This window comes from Desulfosporosinus sp. BICA1-9, assembly GCF_000802135.1.
The window spans coordinates 1-17,734 of record NZ_JUEE01000130.1 but is presented as its reverse complement, the minus strand read 5'-3'; the positions used below and the strand labels follow the sequence as shown (position 1 = coordinate 17,734).

The 17,734-nt window shown below is 42.5% G+C and carries 16 protein-coding genes; 2 read left to right on the top strand and 14 right to left on the bottom strand.

Going from position 1 to position 17,734, the window contains the following annotated elements:
• A partial coding sequence (locus JL57_RS15310) for a TVP38/TMEM64 family protein (protein ID WP_034142896.1) occupies window positions 1-571 on the top strand: 571 nt, incomplete at its 5' end.
• Window positions 572-641: 70 nt separating this feature from the next.
• Here JL57_RS15310 and JL57_RS15305 read toward each other — a convergent pair.
• On the bottom strand, window positions 642-1,313 hold the full coding sequence (locus JL57_RS15305; RefSeq protein WP_291300129.1) for an SGNH/GDSL hydrolase family protein: 672 nt from the start codon (window positions 1,311-1,313) through the stop codon (window positions 642-644).
• An 80-nt stretch (window positions 1,314-1,393) separates the two neighbouring features.
• Between JL57_RS15305 and JL57_RS15300 the strand changes: the two genes are divergently transcribed.
• Window positions 1,394-2,359 (top strand): cation diffusion facilitator family transporter, encoded by a 966-nt coding sequence (locus JL57_RS15300; protein ID WP_034142895.1) that lies wholly within the window; start codon window positions 1,394-1,396, stop codon window positions 2,357-2,359.
• On the opposite strand, the gene JL57_RS15295 is transcribed toward JL57_RS15300, so the two are convergent.
• From JL57_RS15295 to JL57_RS15235, 13 genes are all read right to left on the bottom strand, one after another.
• On the bottom strand, window positions 2,349-2,795 hold the full coding sequence (locus JL57_RS15295; RefSeq protein WP_034142894.1) for a hypothetical protein: 447 nt from the start codon (window positions 2,793-2,795) through the stop codon (window positions 2,349-2,351). The two genes, JL57_RS15300 and JL57_RS15295, sit on opposite strands and share 11 nt — an antisense overlap.
• Window positions 2,796-3,019: 224 nt before the next feature.
• The gene (locus JL57_RS15290; protein WP_034142893.1) at window positions 3,020-4,243 is read right to left on the bottom strand and encodes a serine hydroxymethyltransferase; all 1,224 of its coding nucleotides are present in this window, start codon (window positions 4,241-4,243) and stop codon (window positions 3,020-3,022) included.
• Window positions 4,244-4,276: 33 nt separating this feature from the next.
• Window positions 4,277-4,474 (bottom strand): MoaD/ThiS family protein, encoded by a 198-nt coding sequence (locus tag JL57_RS15285; RefSeq protein WP_034142892.1) that lies wholly within the window; start codon window positions 4,472-4,474, stop codon window positions 4,277-4,279.
• Window positions 4,465-6,375 carry an aldehyde ferredoxin oxidoreductase family protein gene (locus tag JL57_RS15280; RefSeq protein WP_034142891.1) on the bottom strand — a complete coding sequence of 637 codons (1,911 nt, stop codon included), beginning with the start codon at window positions 6,373-6,375 and terminating at the stop codon, window positions 4,465-4,467. The genes JL57_RS15285 and JL57_RS15280 overlap by 10 nt, the downstream gene beginning before the upstream one ends.
• 147 nt (window positions 6,376-6,522) lie before the next feature.
• Window positions 6,523-7,587 carry a DctP family TRAP transporter solute-binding subunit gene (locus JL57_RS15275; RefSeq protein WP_034142890.1) on the bottom strand — a complete coding sequence of 355 codons (1,065 nt, stop codon included), beginning with the start codon at window positions 7,585-7,587 and terminating at the stop codon, window positions 6,523-6,525.
• Window positions 7,588-7,619: 32 nt separating this feature from the next.
• Window positions 7,620-8,798 carry a M20 family metallopeptidase gene (locus tag JL57_RS15270; protein WP_034142899.1) on the bottom strand — a complete coding sequence of 393 codons (1,179 nt, stop codon included), beginning with the start codon at window positions 8,796-8,798 and terminating at the stop codon, window positions 7,620-7,622.
• 40 nt (window positions 8,799-8,838) lie between these two features.
• Window positions 8,839-10,107, bottom strand: a complete 1,269-nt coding sequence (locus JL57_RS15265; protein ID WP_034142889.1) for a TRAP transporter large permease — start codon at window positions 10,105-10,107, stop codon at window positions 8,839-8,841.
• Window positions 10,107-10,694, bottom strand: coding sequence for a TRAP transporter small permease (locus JL57_RS15260; protein WP_291300141.1), 588 nt, complete (start codon window positions 10,692-10,694; stop codon window positions 10,107-10,109). The genes JL57_RS15265 and JL57_RS15260 overlap by 1 nt, the downstream gene beginning before the upstream one ends.
• A 55-nt stretch (window positions 10,695-10,749) precedes the next feature.
• Window positions 10,750-11,928, bottom strand: a complete 1,179-nt coding sequence (locus JL57_RS15255) for a M24 family metallopeptidase (RefSeq protein ID WP_034142888.1) — start codon at window positions 11,926-11,928, stop codon at window positions 10,750-10,752.
• Window positions 11,929-12,044: 116 nt separating this feature from the next.
• Complete coding sequence (locus tag JL57_RS15250; protein WP_034142887.1) at window positions 12,045-12,722, bottom strand: GntR family transcriptional regulator; 678 nt, start codon at window positions 12,720-12,722, stop codon at window positions 12,045-12,047.
• Between the two features lie 421 nt (window positions 12,723-13,143).
• The gene (locus tag JL57_RS15245; RefSeq protein WP_291300140.1) at window positions 13,144-14,043 is read right to left on the bottom strand and encodes a hypothetical protein; all 900 of its coding nucleotides are present in this window, start codon (window positions 14,041-14,043) and stop codon (window positions 13,144-13,146) included.
• 303 nt (window positions 14,044-14,346) lie between these two features.
• On the bottom strand, window positions 14,347-14,550 hold the full coding sequence (locus JL57_RS15240; RefSeq protein ID WP_034142886.1) for a hypothetical protein: 204 nt from the start codon (window positions 14,548-14,550) through the stop codon (window positions 14,347-14,349).
• Window positions 14,551-14,756: 206 nt separating this feature from the next.
• Entirely contained in the window at window positions 14,757-17,411 is a 2,655-nt protein-coding gene (locus JL57_RS15235; RefSeq protein ID WP_034142885.1) for a LuxR C-terminal-related transcriptional regulator, read from the bottom strand.
• Window positions 17,412-17,734 lie beyond the last annotated feature (323 nt).

Here is a 17,734-nt window from a genome sequence, read left to right as displayed (position 1 = left end):
GTTTGTTTCACAATGGGGATGGATCGGCATCTTTGTCGACCTGTTGATCATTATGCTGTTTGCACTCTTTCCAGTGATACCCTTTGTCTTAATAGCTGGGGTGAACACCCTTCTTTATGGTTGGGTCGGAGGATTTCTGCTTTCCTTAGTCGGTAGTCTGCTAGGGGCTGCTGTGGGTTTTTGGTTAGCCCGTACACTTGGTCAACCATGGGCGCAACCTAAAATGGGAAAGCTCGGCAAGTGGGGTAAACTAATTGAAGGTAATAGTTTCACCATCATTTTGATCTCACGACTCATCCCAATATTACCCTCTGCAGCTGTCAATTATGCTGCCGGCTTATCTCTAATGACCTTTCCTAGATTTCTGTTAGCGACTTTCATTGGTAAAATTCCTATGATTCTATGGGAATCTTGGGTGGGACATGACTTTTGGCGTTTGACGGATCATCCAGGTCGATTATTACTGGCCTTAGCGATCGGTGTTCTTGTCTTTGGCTTAACAGGCCTCTACTGGTATCTTTCCATGAAACGCCTTAACAACCCTGAACCCCGCTCAGACATAAATAAGTAATAGCCGCTGAGAAGGCGGCTATTACTTATTTATGAGCTTACTTATTCGATACTTTTCTTCATCCTAAACCTTAATATCGAGAAAACGCTTTAGCAATTACTTGATACCCGACAGCGTTCGGATGTGCCTGATCCTGACCGGTGAGCAAGCGCTCTTTTCCTTTAAACTCCCGATCTACATAAACGACTACGAATCCAAATCCCTTAGCCCATCTGATAATCATAGCATTACTATTATCAATCATCTCTTGCGCCAGTCGATAATAATGCGCATAGGGGCCCCACTCAGTCAAAGGATTATAAAGAGTTGCAACTTTAACGGTTGCATTCGGGCTCAGCAGCCTGATTTCTTGCCCCACTAGCTCCAAAGTTTTGGCCATATTCGCATAAATTAAGGGTATCTGAGCTGGATTTAAGCTCTGATGAGAGTTACCCATAAGACGAAGTAAATCATTTGAGCCGATGGTCAGTGTAATTAGAGAGGCTTGGGAAAGAGAATGACGAAGGCCCCGATTTGATTTTAATAAGTTTAACAGCCCCCTTGTTGTTAAACCGTTGATTCCTAAATTCAGGATGCGCAAATCTTTATCGTGTCGTCCCAAGTAATTTCCATAGACATTGGGAAAAGAAAAGGGGCTAGCTACGCCATATCCTGCAGTAATCGAATCACCTAATGCAACATATAGACTCACATTTATCACCGCTTTCAAAGCACCCATATGCTTCAGGATATGTATGTTCACTACTCTTTGTCACATCCTGAGCATAAATCTCCGAAAATATGGGATCATAATCAAAAAGCTTTGAAACGATGTGAGGATTATTGACGACAATTCGAGATCTCATTAGTAAAGGGAATTCTTCCTCTTTATATGCGGCACTTGGCAATCTCTTCTTGCTGATTATCAAAGGAATTGCCGCAGTTTCTAGTGGTAGCGGTGCAATGTTTGCTGAGGCTATGCATACTGGTGCCGACGCTGTTAATCAGCTCTTTGTCTTTATTGGTAGCATTCTCTCTGAACGAAAACCGACTCCACGGTTTCCATCAGGATTTGGGCGGCTTATCAATGTCTTCTGCATGGGGGCAGTCATCGTAGTGACCATCATGGCCTATGAAACGGTTCTAGAAGGAATCCATTTAATTCAACATCCAGCCCCCTTTGGCAAGCTTGGTTTGACGATTTTTAGTCTCGCTGCTTCAATCACTATTGATGGCTATGTCCTATCCAAGGCCATGCGTGAAATATTAAGCGAAACTCGGACTACGGGAAAAGGATTAGGCATTGTACCAATAGCCGTAAAAAATGTCAAACGTGCCTCTCCGGCTACACGCCTTGTCTTCTATGAAGATCTTGTCGCTACCTTCGGGGCCATTCTAGCCCTGATAGCTATTCTGATCACTCACTTTACTTCGATCAAGGCCTTAGATGGCTTTGCAGCGATCATTATCGGGCTCCTCATGGGTGGAGTCGCTTTTCAAGTAGGATATGAGAACATGGTTGGATTGATCGGTGTTTCAGCTCCCAAGGACGTTGAAGACAAGGTCTCACAAATTATCTTATCCGATCCCGATGTGACGGATATTAACAAAATGCGTATCCTCCAAGAAGGACGTTTTTTTCACGTCGAAAGCTACATAGAACTGAGACCAGGCCTATCCCTAGCTGTGGCTGATGACATCAAATTTAGGATTCGAGATAAGCTCTTGACCTACAAGGATATCACGGATGTAACATTAGGAATTATTGAAGATACTGGGATTAAGGACTGGGAAACAACTATCTCATAAAGAAGTAAAACACAAGGACAATAGTTCCCTTGTGTTTTTTACGTGATCCTTTGGCTCGCTTCTGAAGTCCCTTGAAGGACATTTCTTCAACAAAAACCTCCGTACCCTGGCTTATAATCTCGTTGGCCAATCGTTCGTGGGATTGCTTGCGAAGATTACTTAACTTACCTTGGATTCTTTGGAGTTTGCATTGATCTCTCAGATAGTGCTTAGACCTTACCCAAGGGTCATGATTACTCTGATTAAAAGTTCCATCGACCTTAAACTTGTTAGGGTTATTCGCCCGACGACTGCGATCCATTTTTCGTTGAAGCTTCCTAATCTCACGATATGGCGTATTGATCTCCGGTGCCAGTTCCAACAACCTTACCTTTTCAGAAGAACTAATCCCAACTGTCTGTGTGCCAATATCAATTCCAACGTTTGAGCTACCCACCTTGTTTCAATTTGCTTTGAATTTAACCCCTCGTACTTCGTTTCCTTTTTCAGCTTTCTATAGCTTTCTAGCCTTTCGATAGAGAGCACACCGTCACAAATGGCTTGTTGTATCGCACAATTTGGTTCACTGTTATGGGTACAGTCGTGAAATTTACACATTTCCGAAAGATCGTCAATGTCAGAATGAGCAGTGGAGAGTATCGCCGTGGGAACTGTCAAAGCCTAATACGAATATTCACAACCTAGATGTTTTCTACTAAAAACCTCTACTTCTATTGCAACTTGTTCTGGATCTTCATGATCAATAAGTACCCTTTTGAAGAAGCCTGCCATTATTTTCATATCGTCTTCTTTCATTCCTCTTCTTGTCACTTCAGGAGTACCTATTCTTATCTCTGCACTGTTCCCTGAGAAGTCATCCGAACATAATATTCTTGCCTTTTCCAGATGCTTAGCTGGGGCTTCATTAAAGTATTTACCCACATCTACCAATAACAGATGTGACTCGGAATAACCCTTTCCTTTCCCTAAAACGTGGAATCCAAAGTCATCCAACGCCTTGGCAAAGGCTTTCGTGTTCCGAACAATTTGTTCTGCATACTCTTTTCCAAATGCTTTCATTTCCATGATCGATACCGCTAACGAAGGGAGGCGATTCAAATGATGGCTCGTTACTAACGAGGGAGAAAGCGTATTCCCTACCTTTTCTATCAGCTCATAATTATTTGATACAACAAAGCCGCCTTGGGGTCCAGGGAACGATTTGTGCGTACTCCCAAACATAATGTCCGCGCCTTCATCTAGTGGGTTTGGAAAAACACCTGCAGCAATTAATCCGGTAACATGGGAAGCATCATAAGCGATCAAGATCCCTTGTACATCTGCAATTTCCCTAAGCTCCCTGACAGGTTCGGGAAATAAGGTTCCAGAACCACCAAAAATGATCAGCTTGGGTCTTTTTTCAAGGATTTGTTGCTTTAACTTTTCAATATCTACACAACGGTCCTCATCAAATAACATGTACTCCACTTTAATTGTTTCATCAAACTGTTTAATCTGGCACATAGGTCCTACCAACCCATGTCCCCAATCCTTCAGACTCACTTCTATCACTAAATCACCAGGTTCTAGTAGGGCCAACACCACCGACATCCCAGCCATATGTCCACCAATCGGTCTCAAATCAGCATACTTGGCATGGAATATTTCCTTAATAAGTTCCTGAGTGTCCGTTTCAAATTCTTGAATATATTTATTACCGGTATATTCTCTATCGTCCAAATTCGTCGTCACATAGCAGCCATATCTGTTTCCAAAATCGTTGCCTAAATAGCTGCGAACCTTTTCACTAGCAAAGTTTTCTGATGCGATCAGATTCAGACAGCCCTCTCTATAATTCATGTGTTTTTCGAGAAGAGCGTCGATATCTCCCGTTGTTCTAAGCATTGTTATAACCCCCTCCTCTTTTAACTAAGCCTTCTAGCCACCAGCCAATGGCTTTATAATAGTTACTGAATCCTTTTCATTCAATTTGTAATGATCATAATCTCGCATGAGTATTTGCTGGCTGTTAATAAAAACAGCGACTGACTTTGAAAAATCCATGCTCTTTAAAAGCAACCCTAAGGTATAATCAGCTGGAACAGATATAAGCTTATGATTTACTTTTAACTCCATGTCAAGTCTTTCTCTAGCAACCAGTCCAAGGACAGTCCGATTAAGGTTGCCTCTGTTGGACTCCCTGTTTTGGTATCCCAGCCTGCAAGCTCATAATACCGTTCTTTCGCCTTTTCAAAAGCCGCTTTGTCCAGTTGTACTCCTTTTGATGGCCCATCGTTAAACGCTTCAAATAACCGTTTCGGGAGCTGATCATCTTCCTTGGTAAAGCCTGCTTTGGCATTGAAGTACCTCATCATGTTGATTCTTCGTTCCCCTACCAACATTAGCTCATAGAGTGACGTATCCCACCCAAGGCCATATTTACACAAATCAATCAGATCCGTCGGCCCGTAAAGTTCCCAAGAAGGACCCCAAACGAATTGACACAAACATAGGCTGTCTAGGATAGAAAAATATTTTTGACTGGCTAAGGCAAATCTCACCTTTTCAGCATCCAGCTCATAAGAATTATCATAGCCTTTCCAGATACCAATTTGAGCTAAGCGCTGTCTTTCCCTACTATCCGGTGGCAGTACCAAAAATCCATCATGCTCACTGGATTGATGATCGGCACCGAACGAATTTACAGCGTAAATTAGTCCGACAGCAGGCTTAAATTGCGGCATATGGGCTGGCAGTTCTAGACCTTTCACTGAAATGCTCAATTCAATGGCATCCTGCCCAATTTGCAGAGCTGCCCGTAAACTGCCTTCAGCCAGCAAACGTCCAAAACCCTCACGCTTGGCAATTTTTTCTACTAAGATTGGTAGAGCACGATGATTCCCAAAGTTAAGTTCTAAGCCGTCGGTATCCTCCCTGGTAATCAACCCTTTTTCATAACACTCCATCGCAAAAGCAATTGTCGCGCCACACGATATCGTATCAAGACCATACATATTACAAAGTTGATTGCATAAAGCGACTGTTTCTAAATCGGTTACACCGCAGTAGGATCCAAAAGCCGCGCAAGTCTCATATTCGGGACCGCCATAGAGAGGATCGACCACACCAGGAATTTCGACGACTCGTTTGCATCGAACCGCGCAAGCAAAACAAGTATCTCGATTCTTTAAAATTGTTTCATACATCGTTGTTCCTGTTATATTGTTTGCACCTTCCACTAAGTGCCCGGCAGTCCAGTTGTTAGTGGCTAGGAACCCCTCATTGTTAAAGCCTTCTAAATCTCCATCCGTGCCATATTTGCCCAATCCGGCCACCGCTTCATTTTCTACCAATCTTGTTTTAACACTGGTTGCTAATTCTTTAAACTTATCAACGTCATAAGCCTTGGTCGGCTTTCCTTTTTTCAGTACCACAGCTTTTAAGTTCTTGGAGCCCATGACAGCACCCATGCCGGTTCTCCCATTGGCTCGCGTACACTGGTTGATAATACACGCGTATTTTACAAGGTTTTCCCCTCCAGGCCCGATCTGAGCAATTTCTAGATCGTTAACTCCAATTTCAGTCCGAATAATTGCCTCTGCTTCGCCTGTTACCTTGCCCCAAACATTTTGTGCGTCCCGTAGTACTGCTTCGTCTCCATTAATATATAAATAGACCGGTCGTTCTGCTCTTCCTCGGAAAACAACAGCATCCCAACCGTTTAATTTCAAATGTGCTGGAAAAAATCCGCCTGACTGGCTATCGCCAATGGCACCTGTCAATGGGCCCTTTGCGGTAATGTTTAATCTGCTACTACCACTGATAGGTAGTCCGGTCAAGGGAGATACGGTAAAAATAAGAGTATTCGCCGGAGATAGTGCATCATTTTCCGGTTCCATCTCCTGGAGCAACAAATAAACACCCAGGGCTGAGCCGCCTGGATAAAGCCTGTAGATTTCTCCTGATAAGAGCCTTGTTGTTATTATACTGGTTGACAAATTGACCTCTAAAATTTTAGCATCCGGAAAAATATTCATACAATTTTCCCCTTATAGCGATACACTGTTATATAAGTACCATAAGAGATACTTATATAACAGTCATACCTTTTTATTTACTCGCTTTCATCTAGTTTTCGAGATCCCTACTTCTATTAGTGGGGGGCGGGTGGTTTGTACGTAAACTTACTGGAGAGCTTTCGCTTCTGCCTGAAGTTGTAATAGAATCTCTTTGCCTTTTGGTCCAACCATTTCAGCATACTTATCATAGGCCGACTTGCTGGCTACTCTGAAGGCCTCTCTCTCTTCTTTGGTTAATTCAACAATCTTGATGCCGCTCTTTGCTTTGATCTTATCTAACGCTGCACCGTTGGATTTCGCTTGGATCGCAAACGATTCGGGACGAAGCTCTTCAATGGTACTCAGAACCATTTGTTGTTGATCTTTTGACAGGGAATCAAAGAATTTTGGGTTGGTCGAAGTTGTTGTCATATAGAGGTTTGAGCTAGCTAAGGTTAAATACTTCTGTACTTCATAGAATTTCATTTCTTCAATTGCAAATAATGGATTCTCTTGACCTTCGATCATTTTCAACTGCAACCCGCTGTATACTTCCATATAAGGAATAGGCGTAGGATTCGAGCCGTAGGCTTGATAGGCAGCTACAATCATGGGTGAAGGCATGGTTCTCATTTTTAGGCCTTTCCATTTAGCCGGAGTATTAACTTCGACGTTGGATGTCCACTCCATGGAACCTTCCGTCCAATAGGACAATACCTTTATGTTCTTCGCTAGATATAAATTTGACAGTGTTTCGTTCAAGGCTTTACTTGTTTTGAAGAGTTCGGCATTTTTGTCCATATTATCTGAAAATAGGAAATGAAGTGAGAATAACTGATTCTCTGGGACGATGGTACCCGTATTTCCCGGTGATACTATCCCAAATTCCAGACCGCCATTTTGGAGCAATTCAGCTTGCTGTGTGGCATCTCCAATTTGTCCGACAGGATAAACATCGACTTTTACTGCGCCGTTAGATTTCTTTTCAATCAATTCTTTAAATCGTTTGCTATATAAGTCTTGAACGCTCCCATCAATTTCCTCATGGGCAATTCTCCAGGTAACGACTTCCTGCTTCTTATCGGATGTGGTAGTCGGAACTGTCGGTGCGGTCGGTGCTTTCGGAGCACATCCAATTAACAGGGTAATCATCAGTGTAAGGATTACAAATAGACTCGTCAGTTTTCTCATACAGACCCCTCCTCAAATTTAATATAGTATCGTTAAATAGCCAAGAAATTTAGAACAGACCTTACATGCATTTCTACTCCGATTTTTAACGTATCTTCATCTATGTTAAACATGGGGTGATGATGCGGATATTGGCTATTCTTCTCCACATTACCTGTCCCCACAAAGTAGAAAGCACTGGGCACGCGGTGGGTAAACTCAGCAAAATCTTCTCCTGCCATGCATCTGTATTCGACAATATTATCTTCTTTGCCAAAGGTCTCCACAGCTGCTTGCTTCACATAGTTAACCATCGATTTATCATTGTACAGCGATGGATTGCTTGGAATAAATTTCAAGTAATACTGAACACCCATTCCTTCACATATTCCTTTGATCACTCGTTCAAACTTCTCCAAGAGAATGATTTTCTCGGTCTCTTCATTTTTGAATAAGAATCTGATGGTGCCGCCGATTTCGACTTTGTCGGCAATAATATTCCTACCGCTGCCACCATGTACATTACCCACCATAATGGTTATGGGAAGGAGTGGATCGACTTCTCTCGTTTGTATCGATTGCAAGCTTTGTATCACAGTAGCAGCAACTAGTATAGGATCAAGCGCAGTATGCGGTGCAGAAGTATGTCCGGCTTTTCCTATAATAGTGATTTCAAACTCTTCCGTACACGCCATGATCGGTCCAGTTGCTAAACCAATTCTCCCACTTTCGATCGGTGTCCAAAGATGTAACCCAAAGGCAGCAACCGGCACGGGATTCTCCAGTACTCCGGCTTGAATCATATTGAGGGCCCCTGCCTCTTCTTCATTGGGTTGAAAAACGAATTTAACATTGCCCTTGATTTCTTCCTTATGTCTGACTAATATCTTGGCTGCCATCATCAGCATCGCGGTATGCCCATCATGCCCACAAGCATGCATGATTCCTTGAGTTTTCGATTGATAGGTTAACCCTGTCTTTTCTTCTTGCGACAGAGCATCCATATCGGCTCTTAGTAAGACGGTATTCCCGTCATGGTTGCCCCTTAATAGCCCTACAACCCCGGTTTTTGTCATCATCTTAACTTCCAGGCCCAGCTGCAACAAATAATCATAGACAATTTTAGAGGTTCTGAATTCTTGATAGCCCAATTCCGGATGCCTATGAAAATCCCGACGCAATTCAATCAATTCATCCTGAAACATAGTAATTTCTTCTTTGATTTTACTCATATTCATACCTGTCTTTTCTGATTTTTTTACTTTATGTCGCCTATGAAATCAGCACCAATGAAAGCCACGGAAAGGCAATAATGATAATGGATATGACAACAAGCATTAACAAGTATGGCCCAAGCCCTTTGATGACTGCCAAAAATGGTCTGTCAAAGATTGCGCTGGCTGTGAAGATATTGCATCCAAACGGCGGTGTAATGGATCCGATGGCAGCCTGCAGCGTGACGATGATTCCCAAATGAATTGGATGAATTCCGGCGGCCACAGCGATCGGGAAGAAGATCGGTGTCACAATAATAATGACCACAATAGAATCCACAAAACTACATCCGATAAAGAAGAATATTGTGACCCAAACTAGAATCATGAGCTGCGAAGGATTCGGTCCCAGCAAACTCGATGTCAGCAATTGCGGTATTCTTGCATAAGAAATAACCCAGGAGAATAGTTGTCCTGCCGAGACCAGAATAAAGACAGCAGAGGTAACTACCGCAGTCGATAATGCGATCCGTTCAAAGTCTTTAAGCTTAATGCTCTTAAATATAAACAGTTCCAAGATCACAGCATAGAGAACCGATACCGCTGCCGCCTCCGTCGGACTGAATATGCCTGCATAAATACCTACAAAAATTATGACCGGAAAACCAAGCGGCGCGATGGCGTCCTTAAAGGCTTTCATTCTTTCTGCCTTGGAAAGAGTGGCTGATTTAGGTATATTCTTTCGCTTAGAGTCAAAATAAATAAACACAGAAAAGAATGACAGGATTAAAAGTCCAGGTATTAAGCCAGCAATAAACATATCTCCTACTGATGCGCCTGTTACGACGCTGTACATAATCATGGAGATACTTGGAGGAATTAGCAAAGCGATGATGGCCGAGCTGATGATCAGCGCAATGGTATCTGAATCACGGTATCCGCTTTCAACAAGCCTTTTTTTCATAGGTTTACCTACTGCAACGACCGTTGCCTGTGTGGAACCAGATATGGCACCAAACAAAGTACATGTGGCAGCAGTTGTAATACCCATACCGCCATGAATATGCCCAACAAAGACTTCTACGAAATCCAGAAGTCTTTTGGCAGTCTGACCAGCACACATGATATCTGCAGCAAAGATAAACATAGGCACGGCCAGCAGAACAAATGCTGATACCCCTCCGACCAGTTGTTGGGTCGCTAGAAACGGATTCACATTGGGATAATATTGAACTAATACCACAAAAGGAGCGATAATCATGCTGACCAGCATAGGGAAGTTCAGTATCAGTAATAGCACCATAATACTCATGAGCAATAAAGCCATTACTTCACCTCCTTATTATCTATCTCTGCGCATTCAGCCTGATTCTTCAGAGGAACTTTGCACGCTTTCTCATCAAGGTAATCCCGGATTGTTTCCTCAGTCGATATCCAAATCTCTTTTTCTTTCAAATTCTTAATGAAGGTTCTGCCATACTCTATTGCGCCTAAGAAAAACCCGATCGGCACAACGGCTACAATTAAATACATCGGTATTCTCATGGAAGGTGAAACTCTGCCTAACTCATACACATTCAACGTATAGAGAACCCCATAGTAACAAATATAAAACATTGCGATAGACGTCCCACCGGTAATGACCATCGTGAGTATTTTTTTATATCGATTACTTACTTGATCATATAAAGCAGACATCGTGATGTGTTTTGCTTTTTTTGCGGCATAGCCGATCCCTAAGAAAGTTACAATGAGCGTTAACGTCTGTCCAATTTCTTCTGCAGAAGTCCAACTGTAATTAAACACTTTTCGACTGATAACACTTCCAACTAAAACTACGGCCATCAGTATGACTGAATAAGCAAGAATGAACTCTTCGCATCTTGTTATCGCTTTAAAGAGTGACTTCCCCATTTTCCCCCTCCTTCACTTCACGTCATTTTCCAATCCGGTCATTGAAGAGTGATTTCTATTTAACTAACAGTTTTCTCGGGTAATTCGTAAAGGTTTCGCATCCATTTTCTGTTACTCTAAAAGATTCACTGATATCCACGCCGCAGTCACTAAGCCAGATACCCGGAATCATATGAAAAGTCATGTTTGGCTTCAGAATTGTCTTGTCTCCCGGTCTGAAACTCGCGGTGTGCTCGCCCCAATCCGGCGGATAGTTAAGTCCCATGGAATAGCCGATACGGGAATCCTTAATGAAGCCACTCTTGGCAATGCTTTTTGCCCACACGCGCTCGACCTCTTCACAAGTCATTCCAGGTTTTATAGCATTGAGCGCATTGGTTAAACCTTCCACCACAACTTCTGCCAGGTCTCTAACCTTTTGAGGAGCATCCCCCAAAATCATCGTTCTGGAAAGAGGGCAATGATATCGTCTATAGCATCCTGAAAGTTCTAAAATCACACTTTCTCCATCGACATAAGGGCCATCCGTCCAGCTCAAATGGGGTGTTGAAGTTCTAATTCCGCTGGGCATTAGCGGAATAATTGAAGAATAGTCACCGCCGTAAGTTTTTGTACCACTGATTTGGGCATGATAGACATTAGCCGCAGCGTCGCACTGTCTAACCCCTACATTTATCGAATTATAAGCGGCTGCCATTGCATTCTCTGCAATCCTGGCTGCTTTTCTTATGTATTCAACTTCGAAGTCTGATTTAATGATTCTTACCCAGTTGACCAAATTTGTCCCATCTTTGAACGTTGCATTGGGTAATCCAACCACTAATCGCTCCTGACATTTGGCCGTATAGTAATAACTGTCCATCTCAGTCGCGATAACCCTTTTATCGCATCGTTTTTCTTTAATAATATCCGAGACAAAATCCATCGGATGTTTGATCAATGATTGTACATAATCATCTGTGTAAGCCCGGATGTTTTCTTCTTGGAGCCAAGTTGTTAACCTAGCTGCATTACCATCTTGTCCTCTGCCGACCCAAATAGGTTCATCTTGATCAGCGATGACAATTAAGCATTGGTGCACATAAAAGGACCAACCATCAAAACCCGTTAAATAATTCATGTTTGCTGGGTCAGTGACAATAATCAGATCAATGCCATTGTCACTCATGCTTTGTTTTGTTTTGTTCAGTCTTTCCTTATATTCTCCAACTTCAAAATATAAGTTTCTATCCATTTTTTTGCATCCCCCTTTTTTTATTACTGTAGATTGTTGTTTGTGCATTGTAGTTTTACATTGTAATTTGCAGATTGTTGATTGTTAACAATTTAAGTCACAGTTAATAACTGTTTCTATGCGAATTTTCCATCTCGATAAGAAATAATATGACCTCTCAGAGCTTCTTTACACTTTTCTATATCCTTATTCCTTAAAAACCTAATAATGTCATAGTGGTCTGTCGCTGTAACCAATAAATCACCAGTCTCATTGGTGTCATAGAGCATAGCCATTCTTATTTGGAAATAGATACCCTTTAAAATATTTACCCTTCTCTTGCTGCCCGATTTTTGCCAAATGAATTTATGGAATTCCATATCTTTTAAACTAAGCTGAATCATTCTTTCAGAAAAATTGTCTGATTGGTTTACAATATCCACCATATCTTTGACAATATCCTCTAATACTTTAAAATCCTGTTCGGTTAGTTTGTCTTCATGAATCAAAATTTCGATAATGTTATATTCAAGTAAAAGTCTAATGTCAAATATCTCTTTAATATCTTCGAGTTGAAACTTTGTCACATAAGTTCCCTTACGCGAAAGCACCGTTACAATGCCTTCTTTTTCTAAATCTTTGATACCTTCTCGCACTGGCCCCCGACTTATTCCTAGTTTATTTGCAACTTCTGTTTCTAATATATGTTCACCTTCATTATAAACCCTTGCTAAAATCATCTCTTTTATATAGTCAACTACTACACTACTTAAATTATCTCTTTGATACCTGTCCGCATCGTTCAGACTAATCATCTCATTTCTGATATCTTTTTCATGCACTCATACATTGGTTATATTACTTAAATCAGAATCTTTTTTAGATTGTCAATTGTCAACAATTTTTATGTAAGTATTATATTCGCCATTAATTGAAATAACCCTTTATTATTAAAAAATTTTTTAAGCAAACAATAATCATAGCCAAAACAGGAATAGCTATTTTTGCCGTCGCAAGCAGCCATTCGTTTCTGAAGCAGGCAAGCTTACATTGCCGATAAGCGTGTAGACTTATCGGCGCTTTCAACATGCACATCCTTAACCCTCAAACCCACTCCACAAGTTGCTTTCAACTGTGATTCTTCAACATCGGACCTCTTTCCAATGGCCAGAAGTAAAAAGAAGATTTAAACTTTAGAGTCGAATGTCCAATCAACCCTCAGATTAAGTATGGGATTCACCCAGTCTTCCCTAATTTGTGCTTCGTGTAAAAGTCTTGTGGAATGCATATCCTCCATAGAACCAAAAGCTCCAGCCCAACTCCGACCCAAATCGATACAGGTGCATACCAAGTGACAAGCCATGCCACCCCTCCTGCTAATGCTGTCAGCCATTTATTCCAGGTAAGTGGACGAATGAGCAATAAGCATAACGTTACAATAAAGATCAGAGCAGACATCACATAAACTACGAACTCGGTGTTTAGTTTGGCCATTGGCTCTATTTGATTTTCTACCCGCCCTTTTACGCCTTGCAAAATTTCACGGACAGCAAGGTAATCTGTGAATTCTGTGAACAAATCAAGGGAAAGTAAACTTGGCTGGGTCCAATGAAAAGACCAGCGGATGCGACTAACCAAACGGGTATGGCTCTCATCTATCGGATATAGGGCCCATATAAAACTGCCTACATGATTCATTCCAGTCCAAATTATATACTGGTTTGGTTCAATAGCATAGAAGATCATGTTGGCTACAGCACTAATCGGAACTCCATCGCCAACTTTAAATTGCTGAAACTCTGGCAAGATGCTGTCAGCACTGTGAATTCCCCGCGGGCTTCCTAGGTTTTCCAGAATGTCATAACCATAGTACCCTGCTCGACCATATCCCATCTGTAGCAGCCAAGGCCAGATTTCCTCCGGTGTACCCGCGATGGTAATCCCGCGGGTAGCGAAGAATTCCGGATTGGGATCCAGCTGATCTCCCGGCATGGATTGTTTCACTTCCTGGCCTGTTGCTCCCCAATTAAGCTGGTAAGGACGTGCCCAAAGCATGTACCCAGTCATTACCAGAGCAATAAGGGCCAAGGTAGCCAGGATCCTATTAATTTTTATTAAAGCGAAGAGTTTTTTCATAATTATTTCATCCTTATTAATCATTTTCCTAATCTGGGGAAATAGCGCCTTAGTCCTGTACTACCTCCGTGATATTACGATAGAACCCGTCACGAATATTACCGTCAATATGGCAAAGATAAGGTGAAAACTGACTGAGCTATTATAATCGGCAATTTTATCTTTAGAAAAATGGATGTAAAGGCCACAAATGGTGGTTGAAAATAAGAGAATTAATGTGATTACGTTCACGATTGTCCTAGCGATATTCATTGACTGACATCTCCTCAATATTAAAATTTTTCTACACTATTGACCCAATATTCAACTGTCATTGCATTTCACCGATAACAAATCGATGCCCATATCTCGGAGTCTGCTTAAGATACCGTGCAGGGCTGCCTGATCCACTACCTCCCCTGCCAAGCGAGTTATTCCTTCGGGAAGCTGAGTTATCTCCAGTCCTGCAAACCAGCCCGCCCTACGCTGGTCAATATGACCTCTGATCATAATCTCGTAATACTGCATTTAATCACCACCTCACTCTTACACTTTAGTTATAAATCTTTAATGAGTCTTAGAAACCTCTCGAAAGTAGGGTTTTCCCACTATCCGAAAGTAGGGTTTCGAGACTTAATCAGTAACAAAAAAGAGGAGTTCTGCCAAAGATCTGCAAAACTCCAAAGATATTCTCACCTCTTAATATAAGTTCGTTCTTATTCTTAACAGTCACCTCAACTCTGATTGGCAAGTACGCCCATTTGCTGGGCCCTAGCAACTGCTTGGACACGATTCTTGACCTCTAATTTACCGAATATGTTTTTAACATGCCACTTAACAGTCCCAAGTGAAATAAACAAGCTATTACCAATCTCTTCGTTGGAAAGTCCGGCCGCCAGCAGCCTTAGAACCTCAAGTTCACGTTCGCTTAATAGTTCTATCATACCTGGTAACGTTGGACAAGTGGGCGCCTTCTCATGGGGATGGGTATAGTATGCCAGCAGAGGAGTTATGAACTCCGGTCTTTTAGACTCAACTGTAAACAGCAAGTCCCTAACTTCAGGACCTTCACTCAGAAATGGGCGTATATATCCCTCAACAGCCGCAAAATTCACAGCCTCTTCCATTGAATGAATTGCTTCCTCCCGCCTGCCAAGTGCCTTCAATACCAGGGATGTAACAATTTGTCCATAAATTAATCTCCCGTTTCTTCCCCTTTCTCTGTCAAACTGGCAGATGTCATTCAATAATTTCAAGGCCTGCTCGTACTGAGCTGCTTCATATAATGTCCTGGCTACAACCATATACGGTATCTCCTTAAACGAAGTAATGCTGTCCGCCGGGTACAAGCTTGACCTTTCGACCCAAGCTAGAGCTTCTGCTAAATCCCCTTGTTTTAGTAAAAGAAGAGCTTCAAAAGCATCGTACCTAACCTTTATGAGCGGGAAAGCCTTAGCATCAGTATTCGCTTTAGCCTTTTTCAGAAGATCCATAGCAGTTTGAGTATCACCTAAAGCCCAGTATACCAGGGCGAGAGTCTGCTCAGCATCGCCACCCAATATTCGATTTAATCCTAACCGCTGGCTAGCAATTATCCCCTTTTCCAAGTATTCCCTGGCTTGCTCGAGGTTGTTACCCTCATAATGAAGAATACCTAACGGTATATACAACAGTTCAACCATAGGCAAAGGTTTACCTTGAGTGTCCACATAGTCCCGAAAGGCCTGATCACACAATTCCATAGACTCCTTGCGCCCACCTTGAATCACTAAATTCATGGTTATATCCACCAAGGCAACTAAGCTGGTGAAGATATGCCCTGCAACCTGCGCCGTGTGATAGGCCATGTACAACGTCGCCGTAGACTCTCCCATGGGGTCACTTTTTCTTTGGGCATGGCCTAGGGAGAGTAGAGCAATTTCCCGAAAAAAGGGGTCTTGATCACCAATCCTCTCAATAGCCTTCTGTGCTATTTCCTTGGTGCGAGGGTCATCATGGTAATTCGCAATCCAACCACGCAGTGCCAATAGTCTTCCCTCCGTAAGTTGGTCGCTGTTTTCAGCCGGAATTTTCTCCGCCTTGGTTAGACAATGTACGGCCTCTTCGCTTTTACCTAGTAAAAATAAGGACCAAGCTTTATAACTAGCCAATTCCCCACTCATGTCAACCAATTCTAGTGGAAGAGAACTGAGCCAATCCAGGAGGGTGATCACCTCTCCCCTTTGGAATAGTCGGGATGCTTGGGACTTAAGCAATTGGCTAGCCAAATCATAAACCTGAGCAGCCAAGGCAAATTTGATCCCCTCTTCCGGCATTCCATTACCAGCAAACCATAGTGCAGCCCGGTGCTGAAGGTTAATAAGTTCGGTTCTTGCTAATTCTGTACGAAGAAACTCACCAAACAGGTGGTGATACCGGTACCATTGCCGCTCATTGTCCAAAGGAATCAGAAATAAGTTAGTCTGTTCCAGCTTAGCAATAATCGATTTGGCGTTGCTCTGACCGGTTAATTCATTGCCCAATTCAGCATTAAAACGATCCACAACAGCAGTGCGGGTAAGAAATACTTGTATCTCCCGATCCGTACTCTGAACTACCTCTTCCATTAAATAGTCGATGATATAGCGGTGATTTCCGCTAAATGCCTTAATGAACTCGCCTACCTGCTCTGCAACCTGTCCATTGATTGAAAGAGCAGCCAGTTGCAAGCCGGCAATCCAGCCTTCAGTTCGGGCACCGAGCGCCGATACTTCCTCGTGTTTGAGCTTGACGCTCACTGAGGTTGCTAAGAAGTCCCCCGTCTCCGCCAGATCGAAGCGTAGGTCATTCATCCGTATTTCCGTCATCTGGTTGCGGACACGCAAGCGTGGGAGGGAGAGTGCCGGATCCTCCCGCGTTATCATCACAAGGTGCATACTGGGCGGATGATTATCTAGTAAAGCCTGGACTACCTGCACAACAGATTCGTGCCTAATCACATGAAAGTCATCCAGGACTAGAATGAATGGCTCCATTGTTGCCACTATTTCGTTGATCAGGGTAACCACCACGGCTTTTACTGATAGCATTCCGGACCCGGATAACAGTCTTGCGGCCTCCAGTCCAATGTTTTTATTGACTCTTTGCAACGCAGCAATAATGTAACTGATAAACCTCACCGGGTCATTGTCGTGTTCATCTAAGGAAAGCCAGACCTGAACCTGGTTAACCCTATCTAGCCAGTCCGCTACCAGAGTTGTTTTTCCATACCCGGCGGGGGCCGAGATTAAGGAAAAAGCTCTATCCAAACGAAGTCCCTCATTAAGCTTTGCCAACAGCCTTGGACGCCTAACTAACCCCAGTATAGGTTTAGGTATGTGCAGTTTAGTTTTTAGTAGTACACTCCCCATATTGTTCTTCCCCCGCTATTCTCTTTTTCATTAGTATTCTTAAAACCAATTGAATTTTCCTTCCTTTCAATATTGATAATTGCAGATTTTTAATCAAGACTACGTTCTGGACGTCGTCGAAATTAAACCGGTTAAACGTAATTGTCAAAAACTCTGCACATAGCAATAGCCATTTAGAACTGGGATAATTACCTCAAGACTAATTGAGGAGGAATTATCCATGACACATGACGAGCAGTCTAGGATCAGACGCCAGCAGGTAAACGCTTACCGTGCTTCCGGACAAACGGCTGCTGCATGGTGCTCAGAAAACAACCTAAGCA